The sequence below is a fragment of the Aquabacterium sp. genome (assembly GCF_036273115.1).
Classification (GTDB): domain Bacteria; phylum Pseudomonadota; class Gammaproteobacteria; order Burkholderiales; family Burkholderiaceae_C; genus Aquabacterium.
Map to the genome: position 1 here is coordinate 1 of NZ_DASUIN010000019.1, position 22395 is coordinate 22395.

Below are 22395 nucleotides of genomic sequence, written 5' to 3' on the forward strand. Positions count from 1 at the left end.
GTTGCTGTTCGAAGCGGTGTAGGTCCAGGAGCCGTCGGCGTTCAGAACCAGATTGCCGTAAGCACCATTGCTGGTGCCAGCCTGGAAACCGGCTTGACCAGCATCGGAGTCGGTGATCGACAGGGTGCCGTTGGCCACCAGGTTGCCAGCGCCGTTGACGCCTACGTCCTCGGTGACCGAGCCGGTGGTGCCGGACGACGAGATGACGGGGGCGTCATTCGAGCCATTGATGGTGATCGTCACGGTAGCCGGCGTGCTATCGGCAGCCTTGACCGTGAAGGTCTCAGTCAAGGTGTTACCACCGCCCAGCTGCTGAATGGCGGGGTTGCTGTTCGAAGCGGTGTAGGTCCAGGAGCCGTCGGCATTGAGAACCAGATCGCCATAGGCGCCATTGGACGTACCGGCCTGGAAACCAGCTTGACCAGCATCGGTGTCGGTGATCGACAGGGTGCCATTGGCCACCAGATTGCCGGCGCCGTTGACGCCCACGTCTTCGGTGACCGAGCCGGTTGTGCCGGACGACGAGATGACAGGCGTGTCATTCGAGCCGTTGATGGTGACCGTGATAGTGGCCGGCGTGCCATCGATTGCCTTGACCGTGAAAGTCTCGGTCAGTGTGTCACCACCGCCCAGTTGCTGAATGGAGGGGTTGCTGTTCGAAGCGGTATAGGTCCAGGAGCCATCGGCGTTCAGAACCAGATTGCCGTAAGCACCATTGCTGGTGCCCGCTTGGAAGCCAGCTTGACCGGCATCGGTGTCGGTGATCGACAGGGTGCCATTGGCCACCAGGTTGCCGGCGCCGTTGACGCCAATGTCTTCGGTGACGCTGCCGGTGGTACCCGCAGAGGAGATCACCGGTGCATCGTTGCTGCCATTGATCGTGACCGTGATAGTGGCTGGAGTGCCATCGGCAGCCTTGACCGTGAAGGTCTCAGTCAAGGTGTCGCCGCTGCCCAGCTGCTGAATGGCTGGGTTGCTGTTCGAAGCGGTGTAGGTCCAGGAGCCATCGGCGTTCAGGTCAAAGCTGCCATATGCACCCTGGGTTCCGCTTTGTGGCTGGAATGTCGAGCTGCCCGTGTCAGGGTCAACCGCGACCAGCTGACCCCCCGTGCTCAAATTGCCTGCGCCGTCCACCGCGGAATCTTCCGTCACAGCCCCTTGCGTGCCTCCGGCGCCGAAAACGGCGGCATCAGGCACTGCAACCACACCGACATTGACGGTGGTGGTTGTGGTGTTTCCATTGTCATCAGACACCTTGACAGTGAAAGAGTCCGGGCCGTTGTAATCTTTCTCGGGGGTATAGGTCCAGCTGCCGTCCGGGTTGACTGTCACGGTGCCGTGCGCAGGGTTCGAGCCCTTCTCGAACGTGATGGGGTCTCCGTCTGGATCCTTCGCAGTCACCTGACCTGTGGCAGGCTGATCCTCGTTGGTGGAAACGTTGTAAGTACCCGATCCTGCATCGAAGGTTGGATCGCCTGGATTGCCGACTCGTGGTGCATCAGGCACATCGGTCACGTCGACACGAATGGTGACTTCCGTGGTCCCCCCCTGGCCGTCAGACACCGTAACGGTGAACGCGTCCTTGCCATTGAAGTCGGGGTTGGGGGTGTACGTCCAGCTTCCATCAGGGTTGACCGTGCTGGTGCCATGAGCCGGGCCTGAACCTTGAGTGAAAGTCAGGGTGTCACCATCAGGGTCCGTGGCGTTGACCTTGCCCGAAACCGGGGCGTCTTCGAGGGTGTTCACATTGATCACCGTGCCGCCCGATACGATGGGGGCGTCGTTGATCGCCTCAACCTGGACCTGCACCGTTGAGTTGGCACTTTGCCCGGCTTGATCCGTGACGGTGTATGCAAAGCTGATGTTGCCCGCGTACCCGGCTTCAGGGGATATGGTCAAGGTGCCATCCCCATTGAGCGTGACGCTGCCGTGGACAACCGCCACGGTCTCTCCCGCCACCAGGCCTTGTCCATTGATGGCCGTGATCTGGATGGGGCCCGCGCTACCCGGTTCGTCATTGCCGGTGACCAGGTATGTCACCGAGGTGTCTTCCTGAGTCAGAACCAGGTCGGGGTTGGGAACCGGCACATTGCTGCCATTGACAACATTCACCGTGACCGATGCATCGGCGGTCTGGCCGCTCGAGTTGGTCACCGTGTAGGTGAATGTTTGTGTACCGGTGTATCCGTCGGCTGGGGCGAACGTCAGTGCGCCCGTGCTCGTCATTTGGACCAGACCGTGTTCAACCACAATCTGGCTGCCTGGTGCAATCGGCTGGCCGTTGATTGCCACCACCTGTGCACCAGAACCCGCCTCGATCGTGTCGTTGGCCAACACTGGCAAGCCCACGGCCACGCCCTTGTTGGTGGTGAACGTGTCGTCTGCAGCGGTCAGTTTGGCGATCGCGTCGGCGACGGCCGTGTCCTGAACCGTGGCAGTTTGAGTTGGCTCCGTGGTGGGGGAGCCGGTTCGATCGGTCGAACCGAACGCGAATTCCTGTGTGCTGACCACTTCAATGACGCGGTCGACACGCAAACCCGGCGTCATGGAGCCGTTGCCGCCGCCATCGGCGCCCGCAGCAGGGGCTGCATCCTGATCGCCTCGCTCAATGGCCTGGATGGCTTGGTCTGCTTCTTTGGCGTCGCTGTCTTTTTCTCCAGTCAGCGCCTTGACCTTGGCATGCAAGCTCTTGCTTTGCTTGGTTGCGGGTACAGGAGAAGCATTGGCCTGCGCCAGTGCCAGAAGGATGTCACGTGGAGCCCACGGGTTGCCTTGCGTGTCGGTGATCACCAACTGCGTTCCAGCTGAGGTCAGCACCGCATCGCCTACTTGAATGGCGTCACCAACCTTGAGCACGCGCGCTGCGCCCTCGCCAGCAGGGATGACCGTGGCACGGCCCTGAATGCTGGTAACGGTACCGCCGGGTACTTGCGCGGACTTGGACATGACAAACCTCTTTCAGAACGTAACAAAGCGCAGTTTGAGGATAGCCACATGGCAGCCCTCAAGCGAACCTGGGTGTCAGGCAATTCGTGATCAATTTGGAGAAAAGGGCAGGAAAATCGGCGCATTAGCGCAGCCACGCTCCTGCGAACTCGTCTCGCTGATCGGTATGTCGGCGGTAAGCCGTCAGATTTGAGGGGCAGTTCACACTTTGTGGGGGATTCGTCGGCTTTTAAGGCGACGGCTCAGGCCAGCACAAAATGAAGCTGGATCAAGGATGCGGATCGACCGTATTTCCACAATGGGTGTCGCCCGGCTCAACAGGGCAGAACCAGGGCCCCGTTGTAGCAATCAGTAGTCGATACAAGCAGAAAGATTCAGATGTTGAACACACGAACCCTTCACGCGCTGGCCTTGGGATGGGCCAGTTTGCTCGCTCAGTCATCAGCCTTGGCGCAACCCTCGCACGATCATGCCCGCCATGAGCACGACCACGGGGCGATCAGCCCGTCCAGTTCAGCCAAGGCAGTAGGCGGAAAGAAGTGGGAAACCGACACGGTGCTGAAAGCCGGCATGGACCAGATTCGTCAAACCATGATGGCGCGACGGACCGAACTTGAACTCGATCGGCTGACCACTCGGGACTATCAGGATATGGGGGCGGCGGTCGAGCGCCATGTGGCCGCTATCGTGGCCAATTGCAAGCTGACGCCGCAAGTGGATCAGGCCTTCCATACCGTGGTGTTGGCGGATCTGACCCGAGACGCCTCACTCATGCGTACATCACCCAAACAGTCGGTGCAGCGTTTGAGTGCGCAAGGCGTGCTTCGAACCTTGCAGCACTATGGGGAACAGTTCCAGCACCCTGGTTGGTCGGTCGATGCGGCTTCAGGCCCTGCGAAGTAAACGATCAACGTTCCCGCAGTGCGTAGGCGTGGGCGCGTAAAACGGGCTTGAGCAGATAAGACAACACGGTCTTCTTGCCTGTCAGGATGTCCACTTCTGCCGTCATTCCTGGAATGATGGGCATCTTGTCGCTGAAGTGCGTTTGGCGTGTGCGCACGCGCACCACGTAGAAGGTGTTGTTGCCGCGCTCGTCGGTCACGGTGTCGGGGCTGATGTTCTCGACCACCGCATCCAGCCCGCCGTAGATGGAGAAGTCGTAAGCGGTGAACTTCACCGTGGCGCTCTGCCCTGGATGAATGAAAGCAATGTCCTTGGGTTGTACCTTGGCTTCCAGTACCAAGGCATCATCCAGGGGCACGATTTCCACAATGTCTTTGCCTGGTTGCACCACGCCACCCACTGTGTTGGCCAGCAGTCGCTGCACACGGCCCCGAACCGGAGATTTCACCTGGGCCTTGTCCACTTTGTCAGCCAAGGCCACCGCGCCTTCGTTCATCGCGTTCAAGCGCCCCAGTACTTCAGATAACTCCTTGCGGGCTTCATTACGGAACGACAGCTCGGTTTCCTGAATCTTGCGACGTGCTTCTGCGATGGAGGCACCGGCTCTGGCCGCCTGGGCGGTGGCCTGCTCCTTGTCGCCTCGCGCACGGCTCACTTCACGCTCCAGCCTCAGTACTTCGACCTCTGACACGGCGCCACTGGCCAGCAGCGGGCGTGTCTTGACCAATTCCTGTTGTGCCAACTCCAGGCTGCGGGTGGCGGAATCTCGCTTGGCCTGGGCTTCGCTCAGTTCCTGCTCGCGCTGAGCCAACTGCTGCTCACTGATGCCGACCAGGGCTTGCAGCTCCGAGCGCTTGTTGTTGTAGAGGTCACGTTCTTCGTCGACCACACGCAGCTCTTCGGCGTTTCCCGCTCGTGGGGGGGGGGGAGCGAAGGCCTCGCCCTCAGCCAAAGCCTTCAAACGAGCCAACTTGGTTCGCAAAGCAAATACCTGTGCCGCGCTCTCTCGAACGCCGGACGTGGCGCGGGTTTCGTCAATGCGCAGCAACATTTGCCCAGCCTCGACTTCCTGACCTTCCTTGACCAGAATTTCCGACACCACACCGCCGTCCAGAGACTGAATGACCTGCAGTTGGCGCGAAGGGATGACCTTGGCGTCCCCTTTGGTGACTTCATCTACGGGGGCCAGCGCCGCCCAGCCGATCAGCACCACCAGCACCAACAAGGCCGTGCGCACCAGCGTTTGTGCGCGGTGGGTCTGCGGCGTTGACATCACCGCATCGGCTTCCATTTCGAAGCTGCGCATGCCTGCTTCGCGTGCCGCAGCGGGGTCCACGCGCGGGCCGCCGATTGCGTCCAGAACACGGTCAGTCCATGGGGCGATACGCAAGCGAATGCGCTCCAGCCATTCGATCAATTTCTTGCCAGTTTGGGTCCACATCGTCATGCTTGCACCTGCGCCTTCATCACGATGCACGCGAAATGCGACCTGCGGCCAAGGCCTGCATGATTCGCTCGCGGGGCCCATCGGCCACGACCTTGCCTTGGTCGATCACGATGACACGATCGACGAAAGACAGCATGGAGGTTCGGTGTGTCACCAACACCACCGTCTTGCCTTGAGCGAAGGCGCCAATCTTTTGCGTCACAAAGGCTTCGGTCGAGAAATCCATCGCGCTGGTGGGTTCGTCCAGCAGCAGCAGGGGGGCATTGTGCAGAATGGCCCGCGCCACGCCTACCCCTTGTCTTTGTCCGCCAGACAGCAGTTCACCGCGCTCGCCCACTTGCATGTCAAAGCCCTGGGGGTGACGCTGCACGAATTCGGCCAGGCCTGCAGCTTCGGTGGCAGCCACGATGGCATCGTCTTGCGCATGTGGGTTGCCGAACACGATGTTCTCGCGCAGCGTGCCGTAGAACAGGGTCACGTCTTGTGACACGTAGCCCACATTGCGACGCACATCGGCCGGGTCCAACTGGCGCATGTCGATGCCATCAAGCAGAACCGATCCTTCCTTGGGTTGGTACAGACCCAGAATCAGCTTTTGCAGCGTGGTCTTGCCGGAGCCGACCTTGCCGATCAAGGCCACTTTCTCGCCTGGGGCAATCTTGAAGCTCACGTCGTGCAAGGCCGAGTCTTGGCGACCCGGGTAGGCAAACGACACGTGTCGGAATTCGATTTCACCCTTGAATTCACGGCGCTGAATGAAGCTGCTGTTATCGGGGCGCTCCACCCCTTGGTCCATGATCTTGTTGAGCGACTCCAGTGCGGTTCGGGCGCCTTGGTATTGCATCAGCAGGCCCACAATCTGTCCGGCCGGGGCCAGGGCCCGCCCAGCCAACATGCTCGAGGCAATCAGACCGCCCATGGTCAGCGACTTGTCGCCGATCAAGTACACGCCAATCAAGATGATGGCCACCGACACCATTTGCTGCAGCGTGGCGGTCAAATACATGGCGCCCGACGACAGCCCCCGCATGCGCACATTCAGAGTGGCCAAGAACTGGTTGGCACGCTCCCAGCGCGATTGAATCTGGCTTTCGGCCCCTTGGGACTTGATGGTTTCGATGCCTGTCAGGCTTTCCACCAAGGTCGCGTTACGCTGGGCGGAGGCCTGGTAAGTGCTTTGCGACAACTCATGCAAGCGGTGTTGCAGCACATAGGCAGCCACCACGATGACCGCGAACACCGTGATGACTGGCAACACCAGCCAGGGCGAAATCCAGGCAATGACCAGCACAAACAGCAGTGCGAAGGGCAGGTCGATCAAGGCAGTTACCGTGCTGGAAGCAATGAAATCACGCACCTGCTCAAACCCGCGCAGGTTTGACGCGAACGAGCCCACTGATGCAGGCCGGTTTTCCAGCTTCATGCCCAGCACCCGTTCCATCAGGGTGGCTGAAATCTGCACATCGATGCGAGCACTGGCCTCGTCTACGAAGTGACTGCGCATCAGGCGCATGAACAGGTCGCCAGCCAGCACCAAGGTCACTCCCATGGCCAGCACCCAAAGCGTTTCGGTGGCGTGATTGGGTACCACGCGGTCATAGACGTTCATCGAGAATATCGGGAACGCCATGGCGAACACATTCACCATCAATGCCGCCCACAGCACATCGCGGTACACCAGCTTTTGTGCCAGAACCGGGCCCCAGAACCAATGGCCAGACCGCGTGGCTTTCACCTCGGGGGTGCGCTCGTCAAATTTGAAGTGAGGGCGCGCAAACAGCACCACGCCGGTCAGGCGGGGGGCGAACTCGGCGGCCGACACCGTGATCGAGCCCTGACCCGTTTCCGGCATCAGCAGGCGCAAGGTGGCTTGATCTCCTTCGCCCTCACGTCCCAACAGCACGCAGGCCTGGTTGTTGTGCAGGATCAGAATCGCTGGCAGGGTGATCGGGTCAATGGCATCCAGCCCGATTCGCTGCAATTTGGCAGACAGTCCAACCCGCCGCGCCGCACGCTCAGCCAAGGACAGGGGCAAAGGGCCGTTTTCCAGGGGCAAGCCTGCGGACAGGGAGGCGCGTGAGGCGGCCAGACCATGCAGCCGAGCCACTTCGATCAGGCAGTCCAGCAGAGGATCCGGCGCGATCAGGTCTTCACGCACATTCAGCGTGTGGGAGGAGGGGGGCGCGATGGGTTCCTGCGGGGCGTTCATGTGATGCGATCGGGCAAACCGGACCCGCTCGCCAAATCATGCACGGGCGGATTTCTCAGCGAATATCGGCACAGTACACGCCGAATTGACCCCGTTCACGATCCGAAAAATAGCGGTCCAGTGTCATTTTCACTGTACGGAAGGCCAATTCGGACCATGGAATCTCATCTTGACTGAACAAACGGGCTTCGATCGTCTCAGGCCCTGGTGAAAACGTGGTGTCCAGCAGACGTGCGCGGTAGAACAGGTGAACTTGCCCCGCTGTGACGACGTTGAGCACGCAGTACAAGCCCTCCATCTCGATGCGGGCGCCGGCTTCCTCGTCGGTTTCGCGCGCGGCCCCTTCTTCTGTCGTTTCGCCCAGTTCCATGAACCCGGCCGGCAGAGTCCAGAACCCCTTGCGCGGTTCAATGTTTCTACGGCACAGCAGCACTTTGTCTTCCCAGACCGGCAGCGTGCCCACCACGTTCAACGGGTTGACGTAGTGAATGTGGTGGCAGGCCGGGCACACCGCGCGTTCGCGGTTGTCATCTCCCGGGATCTGGTAGTTCACCGCGGTGCCACAAACCTGACAGTGCTCGATTCGACGTGAAAACAGCATGGCCACCAGTGTAGGGCATCAGGCTTTCACACGCAGCGATCAGGCCGTGTGAACCGAGATCTAGTCAGCAGGTCTGTGGGCGACAGGCAGCGCCAGAACCCATGGCGCGAACGACTCCATCACCTGCAGGGCCTGGCCCTTGTGCCAGAAAACCGAGCGGCGCACCCATGCAGGGGCGGGGGCTGTGCAGGCGCTCCGCCAGGAGCGCAGCAAGTGGGCATGCTCCGGACTGTGCAAAGCCAGGCGCTGTCCCCACAGCGGGTCGCGGGCAACGCCACGGTGCTCAAACAGCAACTCTGCCAGGGGGCGGGCACCCAGGCCTTTGAGTGCACGCCAGGGGCCTTTGAGCCCTCTGGGGCTGGTCACACTGCGCGCCCAGACAGCGGGGTGGCTGTTCAACGTCAGGACGACTTCCCGAACATGGCCGAAGCGGTTTCCGATGGCCCCTTGTTCCTGGCGCCACAGACGCTGGTGGCCCTGACGCATGACGCGAACCTCAACCTTGCCATGTTGGCGCAAGCGGGCTGTCAGGGATCCCGGCGCCGTCAACCATTGACGGGCTCGCGGGCAAACTGGCGCGCGGCACACCCCGCCCGACGCTGTGGCGTGGCGAGACGCAATCAACAAGGCAGAACTGGGCAGACGATGTAGCATCGGGCCGCGATCATAGTCTGTTTCCTCATCAACCCCATGTCTCATCCTGCCGGCGCCCCCACTGTCATGCCACCCGATTGGTTGTGGCCCGATCTGGGGCCTGGGGTTGGGGCTTGTATGACGGCGCGCTCTGTGGCTGCCGATGGTGCGCACAGCCAGCCGCCGTTTGATGGCTTCAACCTGGGAACACATGTTGGCGACGACCCCGCTGCCGTCGCGGCCAACCGTGCCCACTTGCAAGCGGCTGTCGGCATGCCAGCCTTGTGGCTGAATCAGGTGCATGGCAACCGCGTGGTGCAAGCCAATGCGGCTCTGGCCCGATCTGGCCAGGTGATCGATGCAGACGGCAGCTACACCACTGAGCCCGGGGTCGTGTGCACGGTGATGGTGGCAGATTGCCTGCCGGTGTTGCTTGCCGCGCCTGACGCGAAGGGCGTAGCGGCCTTGCATGCGGGCTGGCGAGGTCTGGCTGGAGCGGGCGCCATGGGCGGGCAGGGCATTCTCGAAGCAGGCGTTCAGGCGCTATGCGCGCAAACAGGCTGTCCGCCGTCCGAGCTGCGGGCCTGGCTGGGGCCTTGCATTGGCCCCGCCCAATTCGAAGTCGGACCCGATGTGCTGCTCGGCTTCGGAGTCGATCCACAAGCCGCGCAGCTGGCTGACGTGCCGGGTTTTCGATTTCGTCGAGTGGGCGATGATGGTCGGCCTCGCTGGTGGGCCGACCTGATTTGGCTCGCGCGCCAGCGTCTGGCTAAGTTGGGCCTGACTCAAGTTGATGACGGCCCCTGGTGCACCGTTTCGGATGCATCACGGTTCTTTTCGTTCCGCCGCGATGGGGTGACCGGCCGTCAGGCGGCCTGCATTTGGTTGCGCTGACCCTGTCTCCGCAGATCCGATTTCCCCAGCCCCAGCCCCAGCCCCAGCCGCCGAGGCAGCCTGAGATTCTGCGTCCTGCACATCGGTCTGCTGCGCGGCGGCTTCGGCCGCGCGCCTGGCCTTGCGACGGGCTGGCGTGCCCAGCAAGTACATCACCAGGGCGACTGGCAGCGCACCGTAAAACAAGAAGGTCACGATGGCGCCGAGGATGCTTCCATTGGGCGCAGTCGCTTCCGTCAGCGACATCATCACGGCCACATACATCCAGGCGATGGCAACAATCCACATACGTTTAGAGGGTGGTTAGGGCAAGTCCTACAGACAAGAGCGGGGACTGGAAGGACGATCGAAGGTTCCGGAGATGTCATTTTGTTTCCGGATGTGTCTGTTGTGGCAGCCTGGCCTGCACATTGCTTTGATCTGGACGAGCTCACAAGCCGAGTGCCCTGTCGCGCGAAGTTGAATTGGTTGCAATTCAGTGATCTCAGGTCAATGAGAAAGAAGGATGTCCCGTCAGAATATGTCACACGATCAAGCCATCATGGCATGACAGACAAATTCCAGATGTTCACTGAGGAGATTTATGGCTGGTTCTCAACAGTCGCGCGCCAAGGGCGGCGCGGCTAAGCGCAATGCTGATTCACAACTTTCCCTGACCCCGAACGAGGACGCCAAGCCTGTTTCTCCCGCTGCCAAGAAGGCAGCGCGCAAGACTGCCTCAGCCGCACGCAAGGCGCCATCTCGCGCCAGTGCCCAAAATGGTGCGCAGTCGGCCGCCAAGGCGGCTCCACAAGCCGCTTCGGCCGAGGCTTCGGCGCCTGAAGCCGCCAACGCTTCGCCCTTTGGTGCGTTCCAGATCCCTGGTTTCAACATGCCGGGCCTGTCCGCCACCGCTGGCATGCCAGGTTCACTGCAGGAGTGGCTCAGTTCCGCTCAGAAGCAGATGTCCCAGTTCGGGCAGTTGGGTGCGGTAGCCGACGCTGGCAAGCAGTTGCTTGGTCACCCCGTGAAACAGGCCGTGGAAGCCATGGGGCAAAGCTTGGGTGCCACACTCAAGTCGATGGCCGCCTTGTCGATGGATCCTGCCAACCTGAAGGAAATTCAGGAGGAATACCTCAAGCAGGCCACCGAGTTGTGGAATAACGCGCTGGAGAAACCGGATCAGCTCGCGCCTAAGGATCGGCGTTTTGCCGCGCCCGAGTGGGCGTCCAATCCCGGCAGCGCCTTCCTTGCCTCCATGTACCTGCTCAACGCGCGCACGCTGCAGCGCATGGCCGACTCGCTCAAGGGCGATGAGAAGGCCCGTGAACGTGTTCGTTTCGCCGTTCAGCAATGGGTGGATGCTGCCTCCCCAGCCAACTTCCTGGCACTGAACCCTGAGGTGCAGAAGAAGGCCGTCGAGACTCGCGGCGAAAGCCTCACCCAGGGCATGCAATTGCTGCTCAACGACCTCAAGCAAGGTCACATGTCGCTGACCGATGAAAGCGTGTTCGAAGTGGGCCGCAACGTGGCCACCACCGAAGGCTCGGTCGTCTTCGAAAACCCCTTCTTCCAGCTCATCGAGTACAAGCCGCTGACTGACAAGGTCCACGAGGTGCCGTTCCTCTTCGTGCCTCCGGCCATCAACAAGTTCTACATCCTCGATCTGCAGCCAGACAACTCCTTGGTCCGCTACCTGTTGTCGCAAGGCCACCGTGTCTTCATGGTCAGCTGGGTCAATGCCGACGACTCTTTGGCCAAGTGCACCTGGGATGACTACATCGAAGATGGTGTCATCAAGGCCATCAACACCACGCGGGAAATCGCAGGGTCGGACAAGGTCAATGCCCTGGGCTTCTGTGTGGGCGGCACTTTGCTGGCCACGGCACTGGCCACGTTGGCTGGCCGCGGTGAAAAGCCTGCTGCCAGCCTGACCCTGTTGACCACCTTCCTCGATTTCACCGAAACCGGCACGCTCGACATCTTCATCGACGAAGCCATGGTGCAGATGCGTGAAATGACCATCGGCACGCTGAGCCCTCAACAGGGCGGTCTGATGCGGGGCAACGAGCTGGCTGCCACCTTCTCTTTCCTGCGTGCCAACGACCTGGTCTGGAACTACGTGGTGGGCAACTACCTCAAGGGCGAAACGCCTCCGGCATTCGACCTCCTTTACTGGAACAGCGACAGCACCAATCTGCCAGGCCCCATGTACACCTGGTACCTGCGCAACACCTATCTGGAAAACAAGCTGTGCAAGCCCGGTGCCGTCACCGTTTGCGGCCAGCCGCTCGACATGCGCCTGCTGGACATGCCCACCTTCGTTTACGCCTCGCGTGAAGACCACATCGTGCCGTGGGAAAGCGCCTACGGCTCGACCAAGGTCCTGCAGGGGCCCATCAAGTTCGTGTTGGGCGCATCGGGCCACATCGCTGGCGTGATCAATCCCCCCACCAAGAACAAGCGCAGTTACTGGACGGCAGAAGGGTTGCCCGCGACCTCGGCCGAGTGGTTTGCTCAGTCCACGGAGCACCCCGGTAGCTGGTGGCCGACCTGGGCCAAGTGGCTGGAAAGCCAGGCCGGTGGCATGGTTCCTGCACCCAAATCGCAAGGTAGCCGTCAATATCCCGTGATCGAGGCGGCGCCTGGACGCTACGTCAAGCGCAAGTCCTGAACAACACTAGGAGAGCACCATGACCGACATCGTGATCGTTGCAGCAGCCCGTACTGCCGTTGGCAAATTCGGCGGCAGTTTGTCCAAAACCCCCGCAGCCGATCTGGGCGCCACGGTCATCAAAGACCTGTTGCGTCGCACAGGTTTGCCGGGCGATCAGGTCAGCGAAGTGATCCTCGGTCAGGTGCTTCAGGCGGGTTGTGGCCAGAACCCCGCCCGTCAGGCCGTCATCAAGTCGGGGTTGCCGCAGGCTGTGCCTGCGATGACCATCAACAAGGTGTGTGGTTCCGGCTTGAAGGCGGTCATGCTGGCGGCCCAAGCCATTCGTGATGGCGACGCCGAAGTCGTCATCGCCGGTGGCCAGGAAAACATGAGCTTGTCGCCTCATGTGGTGCCCAACTCGCGCGAGGGGCAGCGCATGGGGAACTGGAGCATGGTCGACTCCATGATCAACGATGGCCTGTGGGACGTCTACAACCAGTACCACATGGGCATCACTGCCGAAAACGTGGCCAAGCAATACGGCATCAGCCGCGAAGAGCAGGATGCCCTGGCCTTGGCGTCGCAACTGAAAGCCATTGCCGCGCAAGACGCAGGCAAGTTCAAGGACGAGATCGTGCCGGTGCTGTTGCCCCAGAAGAAGGGCGACCCCATCGTGTTCGATGCGGACGAATACCTCAACCGCAAGACCACAGCCGAGGTCCTGGCCGGTCTGCGTCCCGCTTTTGACAAGGCGGGCAGCGTGACGGCCGGCAATGCCTCAGGCATCAATGACGGCGCAGCTGCCGTGATGGTCATGTCGGCCAAGAAGGCTGAGCAGTTGGGCTTGAAGGTGCTGGGTCGCATTGCTTCGTACGCCAGTGCCGGGCTGGACCCGGCTTACATGGGCATGGGGCCAGTGCCTGCCTCTCGCCGTGCGCTGGAACGCGCCGGCTGGAAGGCGGCTGATCTGGATCTGCTCGAAATCAATGAAGCCTTTGCGGCGCAAGCCTGCGCGGTGCACAAGGAAATGGGCTGGGACACCAGCAAGGTCAATGTCAACGGCGGCGCCATCGCCATTGGCCACCCTATCGGGGCATCGGGTTGCCGCATCCTGGTCTCCCTGCTTCATGAAATGGAACGTCGCCAGGCTCGCAAGGGCATCGCGTCGCTGTGCATCGGTGGTGGCATGGGCGTGGCCCTGACCATCGAGCGTTGAACTTTTTATAAACAAGGTCGTCTCACGGCTTGCATCACGAGAGGAGTACACGATGAGTCAAAAGGTTGCCTACGTAACGGGCGGCATGGGTGGTATCGGCACGGCCATTTGTCAGCGTCTTCACAAGGATGGCTACAAGGTCATCGCTGGGTGTGGCCCAAGCCGTGACTTCACCAAGTGGATCAATGAGCAAAAGGCTCTGGGTTACACCTTCTACACCTCGGTGGGCAACGTGGCCGAGTGGGACTCAACGGTTGAGGCTTTCAAGAAGGTCAAGGAAGAACACGGTCCTGTGGACGTGCTGGTGAATAACGCGGGCATCACCCGTGATGGCATGTTCCGCAAGATGACCAAGGCCGATTGGGACGCGGTGATGGACACCAACCTCAACAGCCTCTTCAACGTGACCAAGCAAGTCATCGACGACATGGTTGAGCGCGGCTGGGGTCGCATCGTCAACATCAGCTCGGTCAACGGCGAGAAGGGTCAGTTCGGCCAGACCAACTACTCGGCAGCCAAGGCTGGCATGCACGGCTTCACCATGGCATTGGCCCAGGAAGTCGCCAACAAGGGCGTCACGGTCAACACCGTGTCGCCTGGCTACATTGGCACCGAGATGGTTCGTGCCATTCGCCAAGATGTGCTGGACAAGATCGTGGCCACCATCCCAGTCAAGCGCCTGGGTACGCCGGAGGAAATCGCCTCCATGGTGTCGTGGGTGGCCAGCGACGAGGCCGGTTTTGCCACCGGCGCAGACTTCTCGGTCAACGGTGGTCTGCACATGGGCTGATCGGCCCAATGCCGTGTGCCAAATCAAAGAGGCCCCTCGGGGCCTCTTTTTTTATGACGCGTTTTCATGGCGCGCTTGAGGCGCCGTAGCCGCTCAAAGCAGCTTGAAGCAGGCCAACGCCACCAGGGTCGGGCCCAGCGCCGCGAGAAACAGCCCGCCAGCATGGATCGATTCGTCTTCAAACTGGCCCTTCAGAATCGAGGCCCCTGCCGGGTTGGGGGCGTTGGCAATGATGGTCAAGCCCCCGCCCGTGACCGCACCGGCCACCAGGGCGTACTTGAATGAATCATCCAGCCCTTGAACCAAAGACCCGAGGTAGGTCAGTGCTGCGTTGTCGGTGATCGCGGTCAGCACTGTGGCGCCAATGAACACGGTGTCGGCATTCATGGTCAGCAACAGAGGCTCCAGCCACCATTGCTGTTGCCCGCCCAGCACGACCAGCCCGGCCAGGAAGAAGGCCACAAGCAAGCCCTCACGAAGGATCAAAGGCGACTGGTAGCGCTCATAGGCGGTGGTGAAGCCCAGGAAGAACATGAACAGCCCCAGGAACACCGCTGGATGGTGGGCGAAAAACACGATGCCAACCAGGAACGCCATGTGAACCAATGGCACAGGCCATGGCATGGGGGCTTCGCGGGGGGCAGAAATCGCCGGCACGGCCTTCAATTCCTTGCGGAACAGCCAGATCAGCCCAGCCACATTGATCACGATGGCCAACGCGGCTTTCTCGCCAAAGTGCGTCAGCATGAAGGTCAGATCCCATCCCCACACACCGGCCACCATCAGCACGGGCGGTGCGGCGTAGGGGGTCAGCGTTCCCCCGATCGACACGTTCACGAACAAGACCCCCAGCACCGCGTATTTCAAGCGAGTCGATCGAATGTGCGGATACAGCGCGTCGCGCAGCAGCAGGGCTGCCAGGGTCATCGCAGCCGGTTCCGTGATGAACGAGCCGAGCAGGGGGACGGCCGTCAGAACGGTCATGGCCAGTGCCACACCTGGGCTCAGTGCAAGCGCGCGTACCAGTGCTTGCACCAGCCATTGCACCGCGGCGTTGGCCGTGCGCAAGATGGGTTTGCTGGCGGCCACCACCATGATGGCAAACACGAACAGCGGTTCAGTGAAGTTGCGCGTGTCCAGGTAATGGGTCGCACTGTCTTTGCCTTCGATGGCGAACATGGCCACCACCAGCACGAAGGCCCAGAAGCCGAAAACCACCTCGACCTCGCCCAGCAGGTGCCACAGCCCGGCGTGCCGAGGACGACTGTGAGCCAGGCGCTCGAAGAGTTTGGTTGAAAAGGTATGAATCAAGGCCAGGGCAAACAAACTTGCTCCCAGCATCTGCATCAGCGTCGGGTTCATGACGCGATCCTAGCAGTGGTCGTCGCAATCTTCGGTTATCGTTCGCGCCATGCTGATCCATCCTCACATCAACCCCATCGCGCTTGAGTTGGGCCCACTCAAAGTGCATTGGTATGGCCTGACCTACCTGGCCGCGTTTGCCGCCTTCTATTTCCTGGCCAACTGGCGAGCTCGCCGCGCGCCCTTTGTCGCCGCGGGTTGGGACCGTCAGAAAGTCGAGGACATGTTGTTCTTCGGCGTCTTGGGCGTGGTCCTGGGGGGACGTTTGGGCTACGTCCTTTTCTACAAGCCGGCGTATTACCTGGCCCATCCTGCCGAAATTTTTGCCGTATGGCAGGGGGGCATGGCCTTTCACGGCGGGTTGCTTGGCGTCATTCTGGCCATGTACCTCTATGGACGTCGAACCGGGCGCCCATTCTTCGAGGTGGCCGATCTGGTTGCGCCCTGTGTGCCGGTGGGCTTGGCGGCTGGCCGCATCGGCAATTTCATCAATGGTGAACTGTGGGGGAGGGCGGCAGACCCCTCACTGCCTTGGGCCATGATTTTTCCTGAGTCGGGAAGCGATTTGCCCCGTCACCCCTCGCAGATCTACCAGTTTGGTCTGGAAGGGCTGCTGCTGTTCGTCTTGCTGTGGGTCTATGCGCTCAAGCCGCGCCATCGTGGTGCGGTGTCGGGTCTCTTCCTGCTCGGCTATGGCGTGATGCGCTTCACCGCAGAGTACTTCCGTGAGCCCGATAGCTTCCTGGGCTTGCTCGCACTGAATATGAGCATGGGGCAATGGTTGTGCATTCCGATGATCGTTTTGGGTGCGGTGTTTTACGTTCTGGCAAAAAAAGACGCCTTCCAGCCCGAGAGCCGGAAGGCGTGAAGAGGTCGGTGGAGCTTTCGCGGGCCACTGACCCCCGCTGAGGAAGACCGCCTGGCTCTGGCGATTCAGGCGGTCATAGAACACTCAGCAAGGGGCGTGCCAGCTTTCGTTGCGCCAACCTCTGTTTGCATCGTGTCGTGGGGCTGACCTCAAGCGGCTTCCTTGTGCGCGGTGCCATGCCGGGTGTAGAGGAAATCGAGAACCGCCTTGCGGCAGGCAATGTAGGTGGGGTTCTCTGCCAGTTCCACCCGATTGCGAGGTCGCTCCAGCGGCACCTCCAGCACTTCGCCAATCGTGGCTGCGGGTCCATTGGTCATCATCACGATCCGGTCGGACAGCAGCACGGCTTCGTCCACATCGTGCGTCACCATCACCACCGTGCTCTTCGTGCGAGCCACGATCTTCAGCAGTTCGTCTTGCAGGTGCGCCCGAGTCAGTGCATCCAACGCGCCGAAGGGCTCATCCATCAGCAGCACCTTCGGTTCCATGGCCAAAGCGCGTGCAATGCCCACCCGTTGCTTCATGCCGCCTGAAATCTCGTGGGGGCGCTTGTGGGTGGCGTGGCTCATTCCCACCAGTTCAAGGGCCGCCAGCGTTCGCTCCTTCAACTGCTCCTTGCTCTCCTTTGCGCCAAAGACACGCTCGACCGCCAGGTAGACGTTTTGGTAGCAGGTCAGCCATGGCAGCAGTGAGTGGTTCTGGAACACCACGGCGCGCTCGGGGCCAGGGCCTGCAATTTCCTTGTTGTCGCAGATCAGGCCGCCGCTGGACGGCAGCAACAAGCCTGCGATCAGGTTCAGCAGGGTTGACTTGCCACAGCCCGAGTGTCCGATTAACGCGATGAACTCGCCTTTTTCTATGTTCAGGTTGATGTCACGCAGGGCATGGAAACGCCCTTTTTTGGTGTTGAACACCATCTCGGCACGGCTGATTTCGATGAAGTGAGACATGTGAAACTCCTGTCGAGGGTGCAAGGGGTTATTCGAAGCTGAAGCGCTTGGCGATGGACACCAGCGCCTGCTCCAGCAACAGGCCCACAATGCCGATCACGAAAATCGCGATCAGGATGTGGTGCACATTCAGGTTGTTCCATTCATCCCATACCCAAAAGCCGATGCCCACGCCGCCGGTCAACATCTCGGCCGCCACGATCACCAGCCAGGCTGTGCCCACAGACAGGCGCACACCGGTCAGCATGTAGGGCAGCACCGAGGGGAACAGGATTTTGGTGACGATCTTCCATTCGCTCAGGTTCAGCACCTTGGCCACGTTCAGATAGTCTTCCGGCACACGCTGCACGCCCACGGCCGTGTTGATGATCATGGGCCAGATCGAGCAAATGAAGATCGTCCAGATGGCGGCCGGATCTGCCGACTTGAACACCAGCAAACCAATCGGCAGCCAGGCCAGGGGTGACACCGGGCGGAGCAAGCTGATGATGGGGTTGAGCATACTGCTGGCAATCTTGGATCGGCCGATCAGGAAACCCAGTGGAATACCGACCACAGCGGCCAGACCAAAGCCCATGGCCACGCGCTTGAGCGAGAACAGGATGTTCCAGCCAATGCCCTGGTCATTGGGGCCGTTGCTGTAAAACGGGTCCGAAAACAGCTTGACAGCTTCATTCCAGGTGGCCAAGGGCGTGGGGAAAGTTTCGCTTTTGACCGTCAGCAACGCCCAGATGGCCACCAATAGGGCTAGACCGGCCAAGGGGGCCAGGGTCTTCAGGGCCACTGCAGCCCAGTCCACGGGCACCTTGGGGGCGCTTGGGGGGGAAGCGTGGGCAACCGGTGTGGATGCTGCAGGTGTGGCTTTGGCAAGGGGAGAGCCGGCGCGCGGAGCGTCGTCGGCATCTGAGGGACTGTGAAAAACGGCGCTGACCATGAGGTCCTCCTGTTCCGTATCAAAACGAGATGCGTTGGGCGCAAGGGCCGCCCGATTCGATGTCTGCTCAAAGTGGCTGCAACGGGGTCATCCATCTGCGGGACATCCTGAACCTTCCCTCTCAGGTGAAGGGTTCGGAGCCTGGTCAGGCCAGGCATCCCGTCTCGCCGGTCTCAGCGGGACTCAGTGGCAAAAGCGAAAGACTCGAATCGGGCGGGTTGCACAAACATGGGGCCTGGGATCAGGCCTTGATCTTGAAGCCGTCGGCGTACTTCTTGGGGTCTTTGCCGTCCCACACCACACCGTCGATCAGCTTGCTTGATCGCATCAACTCCTTGGGCACGCTCACGCCCATGGCGCTGGCGGCTTCCTTGAACAGGTCCACCTTGTTCACTTGCTTGGCCACAGCCAGATAGTCGGGGTGGTCTTTCAGCAAACCCCAACGCTTGTGCTGCGTCAGGAACCACATGCCGTCAGACAGGTAGGGGAAGTTCACCTTGCCGTCGTTGAAGAACTTCATGTGGTTGGGGTCGTCCCAGGTCTTGCCCAGGCCGTTCTGGTAGCGCCCCAGAATGCGCTGGTTGATCGCTTCCACGCCCGTGTTCACATAGGATTTGGCCGAGATGGTTTCGGCCATCTTCAGCTTGTTCTGCAGGCCAGCGTCAATCCACTTGCTGGCTTCCAGCACGGCCATGATCACGGCGCGTGCGGTGTTGGGGTACTTTTTGGTGAACTCGTCGGTGCAGCCCAGCACCTTTTCGGGGTGGTCCTTCCAGATGTCCTGCGTCGTTGCCGCAGTGATACCAATGCCGTCCATGATGGCGCGATGGTTCCAGGGTTCGCCCACGCAAAAACCATCCATGTTGCCCACGCGCATGTTGGCCACCATCTGGGGTGGGGGCACGGTGATGGCCTTGGCGTCCTGCAGCGGGTTGATGCCCGCCGATGCCAGCCAGTAATACAGCCACATCGCATGGGTGCCGGTGGGGAAGGTCTGGGCAAAGGTGTACTCGCGCTTTTCTGCAGCCATCAGCTTGGCCAGGGATGGGCCGTCCACGGCGCCCTTGTCGGCCAGCTTCTTCGACAGCGTGATGGCCTGGCCATTGTTGTTCAAGGTCATCAAGACGGCCATGTCCTTCTTGGGGCCGCCAATGCCCATCTGCACGCCATAAATCAGGCCGTACAGCACATGGGCCATGTGCAGGTCGCCATTGACCAGTTTGTCTCGCACACCCGCCCAGGACGCTTCCTTGGAGGGCACGATCTTGATGCCGTATTTCTTGTCGAACCCCAACACCGACGCCATCACCACAGAGGCGCAGTCGGTCAGGGGGATGAAGCCGATCTTGACCTCTTCCAGCTCAGGCTTGTCAGAGCCGGCGGCCCAAACGGCTGACTGGAGTCCAGGCACAGCGCCGACGGCACTGGCGGCGGCTGCGGTTTTCAAGATGGTGCGACGGGTCATTTTCAGATCCTGCGAGTTCATGGTGCAAAGCTTTCCTGTTTGAACAACAAAAAAGGTGTCGTCGCCGCACGCACCCGCCATACAGACGGATTCATGCTTCGATGACACCTTTGTCGGAAGCTCGGGGCCCATCGTTGGGCTCCCAAGGCACGCAAAGTCGCCGTTGACTTTGCTTGACTCAGGTTATGCAAACGGTGTGCCAGCTTTTTTGCACTTCAATGGCGCACGGCGCGGCAGCGCCTCAGGCGGGATGACTCAGCCCAGCAAATCGGCAGCGTCAATCAGACGCTGGGCGATCTCTGACAGTCGTACGCCCTTGTCCATGGCTGCCTTGCGCAGGCGCGCGTAGGCTTCGGGTTCGGTCAAGCCCTGGCGGGCCATCAGCAGACCTTTGGCCCGGTCAATGATCTTGCGCTCTTCCAGTTGGGTGCGTGCGTCAGCCAACTCGGCGCGCAGCTTTTCTTCGTGCTCGAACCGGGCCAGTGCCACCTCGATCACCGGTTTGATGCTCTCAGACGGAATGCCCGCGACCACGTAGGCCGACACGCCTGCCGCGATTGCCCGGCGCACATGAGAGGTGTCCTTCTCATCCGAGAACAGCACAATGGGTCGACGTTCGTCTCGCGTTGCAATCACCACGTGCTCAAGAATGTCGCGGCCTTGAGATTCGGCATCCACCACAATCATGTCAGGCTGAATCTGGGCAATCCGCTCGGGCAAGAACGCATCTCCTGGCAGGGTCGCCACCACGTTGTAACCCGCTTCCAGCAAGGCCAGCCGCAAGATGCGTGTGCGTTCCACCTCGGCCACCTCGTCGTCATCCAACTCCGTCGACAAGGTCACGGGCAGCACGATCACGACTTTCAGGTTGGATGCAGAGTTCATGCCCGCCATCATGCAACAACTGCGCCGGCCACTACACTTGCAACATGTCCGCTGTTGCTCATTTGAACGTTCCCGACCGCCTCATTCTGGGGGTGGAGTCCTCTTGCGACGAAACGGGCGTCGCCCTGGTGTCGGTGCCCCAGGATGGTGAGGTTCGCCTGTTGGCGCATGCCCTCCACAGCCAGATCGACATGCATCAGGCCTATGGCGGGGTGGTGCCTGAGTTGGCATCGCGAGACCACATTCGGCGTGTCGTGCCACTGGTTCGCCAAGTCATGAAGGAGGCGGGGCAGCCCTTGTCTGCGGTTGACGTGGTGGCCTTTACCCAGGGGCCGGGCTTGGCGGGGGCGTTGCTCGTCGGGGCAGGTGTGGCGTGTGCTTTGGGCGTGGCGTTGGGCAAACCGCTGCTGGGCGTGCATCACTTGGAGGGGCACTTGTTGTCGCCCTTCCTCTCCGCCGATCCCCCGCAGTTCCCGTTTGTTGCCTTGCTGGTTTCTGGTGGGCATACCCAGCTCATGCGGGTCGATGGGGTGGGCAGCTACCAAATTCTGGGTGAAACCGTCGATGACGCGGCGGGTGAGGCCTTTGATAAGTCCGCCAAGCTCATGGGCTTGCCCTATCCGGGCGGCCCGCATCTGTCTCGCCTGGCTGCCCATGGTCGCAGCGATGCCTTTGAGTTGCCGCGTCCCATGCTCCACAGCGGAAACCTTGATTTCTCATTCGCGGGCCTCAAAACCGCGGTCCGCACTCATTTGGTGCGCCTGGGGTGGCTGGATGCTTTGCCTTCGCCCGACGATGAGGGTGCTCAAGCCATGCTGGCCGATCTGGCCGCCTCCACTCAGGCCGCGATCGTTGAGGTGCTGGTGAAGAAAACCCTGGCGGCACTCAAGGAAACCGGGCTCAAGCGCGTGGTGGTGGCTGGCGGAGTAGGAGCCAATGCCAGTTTGCGCTACCAACTCAACGACGCCTGCCGGCGCCGACACATCCGTGTGCACTACCCGGAACTGCATTTGTGCACCGACAACGGCGCCATGATTGCGCTGGCGGCTGGCATGCGCCTGCAGGCAGGGCTGGCCCAGGCCACCCGTGATCCGGTTTTCCACGTCAAGCCGCGGTGGGATCTCAGCGCCATATGACGCGTTTGCCGTCTGGCGGAAATTTGCTATACTCTCTAGCTTCTCTGTCACCCGTCTCGGTCATTCGGGCGCTTGTCTGAGAAATTTCGCACGGTCCGGGTTGGTTTCACCTGGCACCGCAAGTCCAACGCAGAAACCGCCGGCGCCTTTGTTCGCGTCAGTGGACTGCAATTTCGTACTGGAAACACCATGTCCGTCGCAGACATCAACACCGCAGCCATCGTCAAGGACAACGCTCGTAGCGCCAACGACACCGGCTCTCCCGAAGTGCAAGTCGCCCTGCTGACTGCCCGTATCAACGAACTGACCCCTCACTTCAAGGCCAACAAGAAGGACCACCACGGTCGTCGCGGCCTGCTGCGCATGGTCAGCCGTCGTCGTAAGCTGCTGGACTACCTCAAGTCCAAGGACGCAGCCCGTTACGTTGCCCTGATCCAGAAGCTGGGTCTGCGTAAGTAAGGCACGCATGACGACAAAAAGCCTGTCTGGTTTGCCAGCACAGGCTTTTTGTTTTTTCACGC

The 22395-nt window shown here is 60.9% G+C and carries 19 protein-coding genes; 8 read left to right on the forward strand and 11 right to left on the reverse strand.

Annotated features, from left to right (window positions below; translation table 11 throughout):
- Positions 1 to 2946: VCBS domain-containing protein (locus VFW72_RS06965; protein WP_329673561.1), on the reverse strand; the 2946-nt coding region annotated here is incomplete at its 3' end.
- Positions 2947 to 3324: 378 nt separating this feature from the next.
- On the opposite strand from VFW72_RS06965, the gene VFW72_RS06970 reads away from it, so the two are divergent.
- Complete coding sequence (locus VFW72_RS06970; protein ID WP_329673562.1) at positions 3325 to 3849, forward strand: hypothetical protein; 525 nt, start codon at positions 3325 to 3327, stop codon at positions 3847 to 3849.
- 4 nt (positions 3850 to 3853) lie between these two features.
- Here the strand turns inward: VFW72_RS06970 and VFW72_RS06975 are convergent, their stop codons facing one another.
- Genes VFW72_RS06975 through VFW72_RS06990 form a run of 4 tightly spaced genes read right to left on the reverse strand, consistent with a single transcriptional unit; the run spans position 3854 to position 8760 of the window.
- A complete protein-coding gene (locus VFW72_RS06975; protein WP_329673563.1) occupies positions 3854 to 5296 on the reverse strand; it encodes an HlyD family type I secretion periplasmic adaptor subunit in 1443 nt (480 codons plus the stop codon).
- Between the two features lie 19 nt (positions 5297 to 5315).
- Positions 5316 to 7505 (reverse strand): type I secretion system permease/ATPase, encoded by a 2190-nt coding sequence (locus VFW72_RS06980; RefSeq protein WP_329673564.1) that lies wholly within the window; start codon positions 7503 to 7505, stop codon positions 5316 to 5318.
- A gap of 55 nt (positions 7506 to 7560) precedes the next feature.
- On the reverse strand, positions 7561 to 8106 hold the full coding sequence (locus VFW72_RS06985) for an NUDIX hydrolase (protein ID WP_329673565.1): 546 nt from the start codon (positions 8104 to 8106) through the stop codon (positions 7561 to 7563).
- Between the two features lie 60 nt (positions 8107 to 8166).
- On the reverse strand, positions 8167 to 8760 hold the full coding sequence (locus VFW72_RS06990) for a chorismate--pyruvate lyase family protein (RefSeq protein ID WP_329673566.1): 594 nt from the start codon (positions 8758 to 8760) through the stop codon (positions 8167 to 8169).
- A gap of 117 nt (positions 8761 to 8877) precedes the next feature.
- Between VFW72_RS06990 and pgeF the strand changes: the two genes are divergently transcribed.
- Positions 8878 to 9633 carry a peptidoglycan editing factor PgeF gene (pgeF, locus tag VFW72_RS06995; RefSeq protein ID WP_329673567.1) on the forward strand — a complete coding sequence of 252 codons (756 nt, stop codon included), beginning with the start codon at positions 8878 to 8880 and terminating at the stop codon, positions 9631 to 9633.
- Here pgeF and VFW72_RS07000 read toward each other — a convergent pair.
- A complete protein-coding gene (locus tag VFW72_RS07000; RefSeq protein WP_329673568.1) occupies positions 9565 to 9921 on the reverse strand; it encodes a hypothetical protein in 357 nt (118 codons plus the stop codon). The two genes, pgeF and VFW72_RS07000, sit on opposite strands and share 69 nt — an antisense overlap.
- A 583-nt stretch (positions 9922 to 10504) precedes the next feature.
- Here VFW72_RS07000 and phaC point away from each other — a divergent pair.
- Genes phaC through phbB form a run of 3 tightly spaced genes read left to right on the forward strand, consistent with a single transcriptional unit; the run spans position 10505 to position 14274 of the window.
- Positions 10505 to 12286 carry a class I poly(R)-hydroxyalkanoic acid synthase gene (phaC, locus tag VFW72_RS07005; protein WP_414638784.1) on the forward strand — a complete coding sequence of 594 codons (1782 nt, stop codon included), beginning with the start codon at positions 10505 to 10507 and terminating at the stop codon, positions 12284 to 12286.
- Positions 12287 to 12305: 19 nt separating this feature from the next.
- Complete coding sequence (locus VFW72_RS07010; protein ID WP_329673569.1) at positions 12306 to 13484, forward strand: acetyl-CoA C-acetyltransferase; 1179 nt, start codon at positions 12306 to 12308, stop codon at positions 13482 to 13484.
- 52 nt (positions 13485 to 13536) lie between these two features.
- A complete protein-coding gene (gene phbB / locus VFW72_RS07015; protein WP_329673570.1) occupies positions 13537 to 14274 on the forward strand; it encodes an acetoacetyl-CoA reductase in 738 nt (245 codons plus the stop codon).
- A 93-nt stretch (positions 14275 to 14367) separates the two neighbouring features.
- Here phbB and VFW72_RS07020 read toward each other — a convergent pair whose 3' ends face one another.
- The gene (locus tag VFW72_RS07020; RefSeq protein WP_329673571.1) at positions 14368 to 15636 is read right to left on the reverse strand and encodes a putative Na+/H+ antiporter; all 1269 of its coding nucleotides are present in this window, start codon (positions 15634 to 15636) and stop codon (positions 14368 to 14370) included.
- A 49-nt stretch (positions 15637 to 15685) separates the two neighbouring features.
- Here VFW72_RS07020 and lgt point away from each other — a divergent pair, with 49 nt between their 5' ends.
- The gene (gene lgt / locus VFW72_RS07025; RefSeq protein WP_329673572.1) at positions 15686 to 16504 is read left to right on the forward strand and encodes a prolipoprotein diacylglyceryl transferase; all 819 of its coding nucleotides are present in this window, start codon (positions 15686 to 15688) and stop codon (positions 16502 to 16504) included.
- Between the two features lie 149 nt (positions 16505 to 16653).
- Here the strand turns inward: lgt and VFW72_RS07030 are convergent, their stop codons facing one another.
- From VFW72_RS07030 to VFW72_RS07045, 4 genes are all read right to left on the reverse strand, one after another.
- Positions 16654 to 17454: an ABC transporter ATP-binding protein gene (locus VFW72_RS07030; RefSeq protein WP_329673573.1), complete on the reverse strand. Its 801-nt coding sequence runs from the start codon at positions 17452 to 17454 to the stop codon at positions 16654 to 16656.
- Positions 17455 to 17482: 28 nt separating this feature from the next.
- Positions 17483 to 18388, reverse strand: coding sequence for a nitrate ABC transporter permease (gene ntrB / locus VFW72_RS07035; protein WP_329673574.1), 906 nt, complete (start codon positions 18386 to 18388; stop codon positions 17483 to 17485).
- A 241-nt stretch (positions 18389 to 18629) separates the two neighbouring features.
- Positions 18630 to 19874 carry a CmpA/NrtA family ABC transporter substrate-binding protein gene (locus VFW72_RS07040; protein ID WP_329673575.1) on the reverse strand — a complete coding sequence of 415 codons (1245 nt, stop codon included), beginning with the start codon at positions 19872 to 19874 and terminating at the stop codon, positions 18630 to 18632.
- Positions 19875 to 20108: 234 nt separating this feature from the next.
- Positions 20109 to 20738: an ANTAR domain-containing response regulator gene (locus VFW72_RS07045; RefSeq protein WP_329673576.1), complete on the reverse strand. Its 630-nt coding sequence runs from the start codon at positions 20736 to 20738 to the stop codon at positions 20109 to 20111.
- 44 nt (positions 20739 to 20782) lie between these two features.
- Between VFW72_RS07045 and tsaD the strand changes: the two genes are divergently transcribed.
- Both tsaD and rpsO read left to right on the forward strand, forming a co-directional pair.
- Positions 20783 to 21874, forward strand: a complete 1092-nt coding sequence (gene tsaD / locus VFW72_RS07050) for a tRNA (adenosine(37)-N6)-threonylcarbamoyltransferase complex transferase subunit TsaD (RefSeq protein ID WP_329673577.1) — start codon at positions 20783 to 20785, stop codon at positions 21872 to 21874.
- 189 nt (positions 21875 to 22063) lie between these two features.
- Positions 22064 to 22333 (forward strand): 30S ribosomal protein S15, encoded by a 270-nt coding sequence (gene rpsO, locus VFW72_RS07055; RefSeq protein WP_329673578.1) that lies wholly within the window; start codon positions 22064 to 22066, stop codon positions 22331 to 22333.
- Positions 22334 to 22395: the final 62 nt, after the last annotated feature.

Bases quoted from the DNA above. Each gene is read 5' to 3' on its own strand.
- VFW72_RS06970 (WP_329673562.1), top strand. From the start codon at position 3,325: ATGTTGAACACACGAACCCTTCACGCGCTGGCCTTGGGATGGGCCAGT.
- VFW72_RS06975 (WP_329673563.1), bottom strand. From the start codon at position 5,296: ATGACGATGTGGACCCAAACTGGCAAGAAATTGATCGAATGGCTGGAG.
- VFW72_RS06980 (WP_329673564.1), bottom strand. From the start codon at position 7,505: ATGAACGCCCCGCAGGAACCCATCGCGCCCCCCTCCTCCCACACGCTG.
- VFW72_RS06985 (WP_329673565.1), bottom strand. From the start codon at position 8,106: ATGCTGTTTTCACGTCGAATCGAGCACTGTCAGGTTTGTGGCACCGCG.
- VFW72_RS06990 (WP_329673566.1), bottom strand. From the start codon at position 8,760: ATGCTACATCGTCTGCCCAGTTCTGCCTTGTTGATTGCGTCTCGCCAC.
- pgeF (WP_329673567.1), top strand. From the start codon at position 8,878: ATGACGGCGCGCTCTGTGGCTGCCGATGGTGCGCACAGCCAGCCGCCG.
- VFW72_RS07000 (WP_329673568.1), bottom strand. From the start codon at position 9,921: ATGTGGATTGTTGCCATCGCCTGGATGTATGTGGCCGTGATGATGTCG.
- phaC (WP_414638784.1), top strand. From the start codon at position 10,505: ATGCCGGGCCTGTCCGCCACCGCTGGCATGCCAGGTTCACTGCAGGAG.
- VFW72_RS07010 (WP_329673569.1), top strand. From the start codon at position 12,306: ATGACCGACATCGTGATCGTTGCAGCAGCCCGTACTGCCGTTGGCAAA.
- phbB (WP_329673570.1), top strand. From the start codon at position 13,537: ATGAGTCAAAAGGTTGCCTACGTAACGGGCGGCATGGGTGGTATCGGC.
- VFW72_RS07020 (WP_329673571.1), bottom strand. From the start codon at position 15,636: ATGAACCCGACGCTGATGCAGATGCTGGGAGCAAGTTTGTTTGCCCTG.
- lgt (WP_329673572.1), top strand. From the start codon at position 15,686: ATGCTGATCCATCCTCACATCAACCCCATCGCGCTTGAGTTGGGCCCA.
- VFW72_RS07030 (WP_329673573.1), bottom strand. From the start codon at position 17,454: ATGTCTCACTTCATCGAAATCAGCCGTGCCGAGATGGTGTTCAACACC.
- ntrB (WP_329673574.1), bottom strand. From the start codon at position 18,388: ATGGTCAGCGCCGTTTTTCACAGTCCCTCAGATGCCGACGACGCTCCG.
- VFW72_RS07040 (WP_329673575.1), bottom strand. From the start codon at position 19,874: ATGAACTCGCAGGATCTGAAAATGACCCGTCGCACCATCTTGAAAACC.
- VFW72_RS07045 (WP_329673576.1), bottom strand. From the start codon at position 20,738: ATGAACTCTGCATCCAACCTGAAAGTCGTGATCGTGCTGCCCGTGACC.
- tsaD (WP_329673577.1), top strand. From the start codon at position 20,783: ATGTCCGCTGTTGCTCATTTGAACGTTCCCGACCGCCTCATTCTGGGG.
- rpsO (WP_329673578.1), top strand. From the start codon at position 22,064: ATGTCCGTCGCAGACATCAACACCGCAGCCATCGTCAAGGACAACGCT.